Annotated in this window: 6 protein-coding genes; 5 read left to right on the plus strand and 1 reads right to left on the minus strand. The window is 74.0% G+C overall.

Going from position 1 to position 6,581, the window contains the following annotated elements; genetic code table 11:
• The first annotated feature begins 106 nt into the window (after positions 1 to 106).
• From J0670_RS26130 to rny, 5 genes are all read left to right on the plus strand, one after another.
• Positions 107 to 301 (plus strand): DUF3046 domain-containing protein, encoded by a 195-nt coding sequence (locus tag J0670_RS26130; protein WP_196952116.1) that lies wholly within the window; start codon positions 107 to 109, stop codon positions 299 to 301.
• A gap of 30 nt (positions 302 to 331) precedes the next feature.
• Positions 332 to 1,585: an AI-2E family transporter gene (locus J0670_RS26135; protein WP_374223166.1), complete on the plus strand. Its 1,254-nt coding sequence runs from the start codon at positions 332 to 334 to the stop codon at positions 1,583 to 1,585.
• 141 nt (positions 1,586 to 1,726) lie between these two features.
• Complete coding sequence (recA, locus tag J0670_RS26140; RefSeq protein ID WP_207814122.1) at positions 1,727 to 2,839, plus strand: recombinase RecA; 1,113 nt, start codon at positions 1,727 to 1,729, stop codon at positions 2,837 to 2,839.
• 4 nt (positions 2,840 to 2,843) lie between these two features.
• On the plus strand, positions 2,844 to 3,950 hold the full coding sequence (gene recX / locus J0670_RS26145; protein WP_374223167.1) for a recombination regulator RecX: 1,107 nt from the start codon (positions 2,844 to 2,846) through the stop codon (positions 3,948 to 3,950).
• Positions 3,951 to 4,082: 132 nt separating this feature from the next.
• On the plus strand, positions 4,083 to 5,552 hold the full coding sequence (gene rny / locus J0670_RS26150; protein ID WP_207814123.1) for a ribonuclease Y: 1,470 nt from the start codon (positions 4,083 to 4,085) through the stop codon (positions 5,550 to 5,552).
• A gap of 51 nt (positions 5,553 to 5,603) precedes the next feature.
• Here the strand turns inward: rny and J0670_RS26155 are convergent.
• A partial coding sequence (locus J0670_RS26155) for an FAD-dependent monooxygenase (protein ID WP_207814124.1) occupies positions 5,604 to 6,581 on the minus strand: 978 nt, incomplete at its 5' end.

Genomic DNA, 6,581 nt, shown 5'->3' on the forward strand with positions numbered 1-6,581 from the left:
TTCCGGAGCCGATCCCCGGCACCGAGTACGGCGAGGTCGAGTACGCGCTGACGGCCGGGGAGTGGTCGGCCGGGGGCGCCGGTGTGGGGTCCGGGATACTGGGGCCATGAGGCTGACCGAGTTCTGGCGACGGATGTACGCGCACTTCGGCGAGGCGTACGCGGAGTCCTTCGCGTCCGACCACGTGATGAGCGAGCTGGGCGGGCGGACGGTGCGCCAGGCGCTGGACGCGGGCTGGGAGGCCAAGGACGTCTGGCGGGTGGTCTGCGAGACCCAGGGGGTCTCCGCGCAGCTGCGCTGACACCCGGGCCGCATGGGCCAGACTGTTCGAGTGACAAACAGCACGGAACAGAAGAATTCGGACGGATCGGCGCGGATCGCCGACGGCGGGCGCGGAGGCGGCGGCGGGATGCCGCGCTGGCTGCCCCGGGCGATGGTGCTGTTCCTGGTGCTGGTGGGGCTGTTCCAGCTCGCGGACTGGGCCTTCCGGCAGTTGATCGACCTGTTCGTGATGCTGCTGGTGTCCTTCTTCCTGTCGCTGGCGCTGGAGCCGGCCGTGGACCGGATGGCGGCGCGCGGGGTGCGTCGCGGGGTGGGCACCTTCCTGGTGTTCGTCGCGGTCGGGGTGGCGACGGTCGGCTTCCTCGCGGCGCTCGGGACCGTGCTGGTGGACCAGGTGGCGAAGATCGCCGGGGACCTGCCGCGCCTGGTCGACGATCTGATCGGCTGGGTGAACCGGACCTTCCACCAGGACCTCTCGCTGGGCGAACTGCAGCAGCGGCTGCTCAAGGACTCCGGCACCATCGAGAGCTACGTCCAGCAGGCCGCCGACAACGTCTGGGGCGTCTCCTCCACCGTGATCGGCGGCCTCTTCCAGGCCTTCACGGTCGGGCTGTTCACCTTCTACTTCACCGCCGAGGGCCCGCGGGTCCGCCGGACGGTCTGTTCGCTGCTGCCGCCCGCCAAGCAGGGCGAGGTGCTGCGGGCCTGGGAGATCGCGCTGGCCAAGACCGGTGGCTACCTGTACTCCCGGGCGCTGCTCGCGGTGGTGTCGGCGGCCGGGCACTGGGTGATGTTCGCGCTGCTCGGCCTGCCGTACTCGGCGGCGCTGGCGGTCTGGGTCGGCGTCATGTCGCAGTTCGTGCCGACCATCGGGACGTACCTGGCCGGGGCGGTGCCGGTGCTGGTGGCGCTGACCGTGGATCCGGTGGACGCGCTCTGGGTGCTGGCCTTCGTGGTGGTCTACCAGCAGATCGAGAACTACCTGCTGCAGCCGAGGATCACCGCGCGGACGGTGGACGTGCACCCGGCGGTGGCCTTCGGCGCGGTGATCGCGGGCGCGGCGCTGCTCGGCGCGGTGGGCGCGCTGATCGCGATCCCGGCGGCGGCCACCTTGCAGGGCTTCGTCGGGACGTACGTGCGGCGCTACGAGGTGGCCACCGACCCGCGGATCGACCGGGGCGAGCAGCGGCGGGCCCGTCGTGAGCTGCGCCGGGAGGCAGCGCGGCGGCTGCGACGGATGGTCGGCGGCGACGGCGCGGAGGGGCGGGAGGAGGAGGGCAGTGACAGTCGTACGAACGTGTGATGCTTGAATCGAACAGATGTTCTTTGTACTCTCCGGCGAGGAGTTTTCCACAGGCTGAGCCCCGTGGGGCTCGTTTGTCAGTGGGACGCGCTAGCGTCGATGACGATGAAGCGCACAGCACAGAACCCGAGGGAAAAAGCCATGGCAGGTACGGACCGCGAGAAGGCACTGGAGACCGCTCTCGCCCAGATCGAGCGGCAGTTCGGCAAGGGCTCGGTGATGCGCCTCGGCGAGAAGGCCAACGAGCCGGTCGAGGTGATCTCCACCGGGTCGACCGCCCTGGACGTCGCCCTCGGGGTCGGCGGCATCCCGCGCGGCCGAGTGATCGAGATCTACGGCCCCGAGTCCTCCGGTAAGACCACCCTGACCCTGCACCTGGCGGCCAACGCCCAGAAGGCCGGCGGCACGGTCGCCTTCGTCGACGCGGAGCACGCGCTCGACCCGGAGTACGCCAAGAAGCTCGGCGTGGACACCGACGCCCTGCTGGTCAGCCAGCCGGACACCGGTGAGCAGGCCCTGGAGATCACCGACATGCTGATCCGCTCCGGCGCGATCGACCTGGTGATCATCGACTCGGTCGCCGCGCTCGTCCCGCGCGCCGAGATCGAGGGCGAGATGGGCGACTCGCACGTCGGCCTCCAGGCCCGACTGATGAGCCAGGCGCTGCGCAAGATCGCCGGTGCGCTGAACCAGTCGAACACCACCGCGATCTTCATCAACCAGCTGCGCGAGAAGATCGGCGTGATGTTCGGCTCGCCGGAGACCACGACCGGTGGCCGGGCGCTGAAGTTCTACGCCTCGGTCCGTCTGGACATCCGCCGGATCGAGACCCTGAAGGACGGCACCGAGGCGGTCGGCAACCGCACCCGGGTCAAGGTCGTCAAGAACAAGGTCGCCGCTCCGTTCAAGCAGGCCGAGTTCGACATCCTCTACGGCGTCGGCATCAGCCGCGAGGGCGGCCTGATCGACATGGGCGTCGAGCACGGCTTCATCCGCAAGTCCGGCGCCTGGTACACCTACGAGGGTGACCAGCTCGGCCAGGGCAAGGAGAACGCCCGCAACTTCCTGCGGGACAACCCGCAGCTCGCCGACGAGATCGAGCGGAAGATCAAGGGCAAGCTCGGCATCGGCCCGAAGACCGAGGAGCCGGGCGCCGGCGAGGCGGACGCCGCCGTCGACGGCGCGGCCAAGCCGATCACCGCGACCGCCACCAAGACGGCCGCGGCGAAGAAGACGGCGGCTGCCAAGGCCTGAGCCGTTGACGCAGCACGACACGGTGGGCGGCGGCCCGGCGGGCCCCGAGGACGACGACTACGGCCCGCCGGACTGGTTCGCCGCGGTCGCGGAGGAGCCCGGTCCGAGCCGGGAGCCTGAACCGCGGGCCACGGCGGCCGGGCCGCGGTCGCGGTCACGGGCCCGTACGGGGCGGCGGGAGCGCGCGTCCACCTCGCAGTGGGCATCCGGCCCCGAGCCGGAGCCCGACCGGGCTCCGGTCCGGGCGGCGCGCGGCGCGGCGCCCGGACCGGCTTCGGAACGGGAGCAGCCGGCGGAGGCCTCGGTCGAGGCGCTCGGGCTGGTCTCCGCCTCCGAGCTGCCCAGCGGCCGCCGTCGGCGCCGTTCGGCGCTGGCGGCCGAGGAGTTCGACGCCGCCGCGGACGGCCCCACGTCCACGGAGGGCGACCGGCGCGGGGTCGAGGCGGCCGGTCACGGGGGTGCGGCCGCCTCGGCCCGCCGCCCCGTCGGCGGCTCGCGCCGGGGCCGCCGGAGCGGGGGGCGCTCGGCCGAGCGCCTGCCGAGCAAGGAGGGCGAGGAGCGGGCGGGAACGCCGGAGGGCGCCACCCGTACCTCCCGCAGGCGCGCCGAGGAGCAGACGGACCCGGAGACCCGCGCGCGGGACATCTGCCTGCGACTGCTGACCGGTGCCGCCAAGACCCGCAGGCAACTGGCCGACGCGCTGCGCAAGCGGGAGATCCCGGAGGACGTCGCCGACGAGGTGCTCACCCGGCTCGAAGAGGTCGGGCTGATCGACGACGCGGCCTTCGCTGCGGCCTGGGTGGAGTCCCGGCACGCCGTCCGGGGCCTGTCCCGGCGGGCGCTGACCCAGGAGCTGCGCACCAAGGGCGTGGCCGCCGACCTGGTCGAGCAGGCCGTCGCCCAACTCGACCACGACGACGAGGAGGAGGCGGCCCGGGCACTGGTGGAGCGCAAGCTGCGGTCCACCCGCGGGCTGGACCGACAGGTCCGCACCCGGCGGCTGGTCGGCATGCTGGCCCGACGTGGCTACTCCGAGGGGCTGGCCTTCCGGGTGGTCCGTGGCGCGTTGGAGGAGGAGGCCGACGAACCAGTGGGAACCGAGTGGGAGTAGTGGCAGTTCCGTACGCTTCTTGGTCTGGACCAGGACGAGTCTTGACCCTCCCGTGACCCCCGCCTAGCCTCGCACTCAGTGCGGGGGCGCTTCCGGACGGCGGCCCGCGCGCGCAACGGGGAGTGGGGCGGCATGAGTTTCTCAGCGGGCACCGGCGCGGGTGACTCCCTGGTGTCGATCGTCGGGTCGGCCGTCGCCGTCCTGCTGGTGTTCGCGGCGCTCGCCGCGCTGGCGGCCAGACGGCTGCGGGCGGCCCGGCGGCAGGCCCTCGCCGAGGCCGAGCTGGTCCGTCGACAGGCCGAGGAGCAGTCCGGCCGGGAGCGGTCCGAACTCGCCCGGCGCGAGGAGCAACTGGCCGAGGAACTGCGCCGACTGCACCAGCGGGAGGACGAACTGGCCGTGCGCTCGGCCGAGTTGGAGCGGTCCCGGGGCGAGGCCGAGGCATTGGTGGTCCGCCGCGCGGCCGAGCTGGAGCGCGCCGCCGGCCTCTCCGCCGAGCAGGCGCACGCCCAACTCCTGCGCGAGGCCGAGGACTCGGCCCGCCGGGAGGCCGCGGTCGCGGTCCGGGAGATCGAGCGGGAGGCCAGGGCCGAGGGCGAGCGCCGCGCCCGGGACATCATCGCCGGGGCGATCCAGCGGCTGGCCTCGGAACAGACCGCGGAGACCGCGGTCACCGTCTTCCGGCTGCCGGGCGAGGAGATGAAGGGCCGGATCATCGGCCGTGAGGGCCGCAACATCCGCGCCTTCGAGGCGGTCACCGGGGTCAACCTGATCATCGACGACACCCCGGCCTCGGTGCAGCTCTCCTGCTTCGACCCGGTCCGGCGGGAGACCGCCCGGCTCACCCTGGAGCAGCTGGTCGAGGACGGCCGGATCCATCCGACCCGGATCGAGCACATCCACGAGCGCAGCCGGGAGGAGGTCGAGCAGCGCTGCGTGCGGGCCGGCGAGGAGGCACTGCTGGACACCCGGGTCGGCGGGATGCACCCTGAACTCGTCCGCACCCTGGGCTCCCTGCGCTACCGGGTCTCGTACGGGCAGAACGTGCTCGGCCACCTGCTGGAGTCCGCGCACCTGGCCGGGATGATGGCCGCCGAGCTGGGGGTGGACCCGGAGCCGGTGCGCCGGGCGGCGCTGCTGCACGACATCGGAAAGGCGCTCACCCACGAGGTCGAAGGCAGCCACGCGGCGATCGGCGCGGACTTCGCCCGGCGGCACGGCGAGTCCCCGGAGGTGGTGCACGCGATCGCCGCGCACCACGGCGAGGTGGATCCCCGTACCGTGACGGCGGTGCTGACCCAGGCGGCGGACGCCTGCTCGGGCGGGCGGCCCGGGGCGCGCAAGGAGTCGCTGGAGGTGTACGTGCGGCGGCTGGCCCGGCTGGAGGAGATCGCGCGCTCACACGCGGGGGTCGCCGAGGTGTACGCGATGCAGGCCGGCCGCGAGGTGCGGGTGATGGTGCGGCCGGACGCGGTGGACGACCTCGGAGCGGAGCTGATCGCCCGTGAGGTGGCCCGGCAGGTCTCGGCGGAGCTGACCTACCCGGGCCAGATCCGGGTGACCGTGGTCCGGGAGAGCCGGGCGACGGCGGTGGCGGGCTGAGGGCCCGGGCTCGATCTGCGGCAGGGCTGATCCGGGGCCGGGGCGGGGCCGCTAAGCGCTGGGCTCCACCTGCTGCTGGGCGGGCCGCGGCTCCGGTTCGGCTGCGCCGGTGATCGGTGCCGGGCCGCCGCGGGCCCGGTCGGCGAGCGTCAGCAGGTCCTCGGCGGCGGCGCCCTGGGTGACACCGACCAGGTGCCCGTCCGGCCGGATCAGCAGCACGGTGTGCGGCCCGGCGCCCGGGTACTCCTCGGTGACCAGCACCTCGGCCGGTACCGGCAGCGCGGCGGCGACCTCGGCGAGCCGGGGCATCAGTCCGGCGCCCAGCCAGTGCTCGGAGGACCAGACGGCGGTCCCGGGGGCGACCAGCAGCAGCAGGAAGGTGGCGCCGAGCCGGGCGTGCAGGTGGTCCGGGGTGCCGTCGGTGGCGAGCACCGGCAGGTCCGGGACGAGGACGCCGGGGGCGGTGGCGGGCAGCAGTTCGCTGAGCGAGGTGGTGCCGCGCGAGCCGCGCTGCACCGGCACCCGGCCCGGGACGCCGGAGGGCGCGGCCGGGTAGGCGGGGGCGCCGCCGAAGCGGCCGGTGCCCAACTGGCCGTCGGAGAGCAGCGGGGCGTGCTTGCGGAAGCCGCCGACCAGCAGCGAGCGCCGGGTCTGCTGCCAGCCGCGCAGCGGGCGCAGCAGCGGCATGGACTGGTCGACGGCGCGCAGCCGGGCGCCGACCGCGCCGCGCCGCTCGGCCTCGTAGCCGTCCAGCAGCGAGCCGCCGGGCTGCGGGCCGCCGGAGTGGAGGTGCCAGGCGAGGGCGAGCCGCCAGGCGAGGTTGTCGGCGTCGCGCAGCCCGTCGGCGAGGTTCTGCATGCCGAGCGCGCCGTGCAGGTGGGCGGCGTCGCCGGCCAGGAAGCAGCGGCCGCTGCGGAAGCGGGCGGCGAGGCGCTGCTGGGCGGTGTGGTCGGCGGCGGCCAGCAGTTCGTAGCGGGGGAGCTCGCCGCACCAGCCGGTGAGGGTGGAGGTGACCCGGGTGAGCAGGGT

Origin of the sequence: Streptomyces sp. FH025 (genome assembly GCF_017427025.1) — a bacterium.
GTDB lineage: Bacteria > Actinomycetota > Actinomycetes > Streptomycetales > Streptomycetaceae > Kitasatospora.

Bases quoted from the DNA above. Each gene is read 5' to 3' on its own strand.
- recA (WP_207814122.1), top strand. From the start codon at position 1,727: ATGGCAGGTACGGACCGCGAGAAGGCACTGGAGACCGCTCTCGCCCAG.
- J0670_RS26130 (WP_196952116.1), top strand. From the start codon at position 107: ATGAGGCTGACCGAGTTCTGGCGACGGATGTACGCGCACTTCGGCGAG.
- rny (WP_207814123.1), top strand. From the start codon at position 4,083: ATGAGTTTCTCAGCGGGCACCGGCGCGGGTGACTCCCTGGTGTCGATC.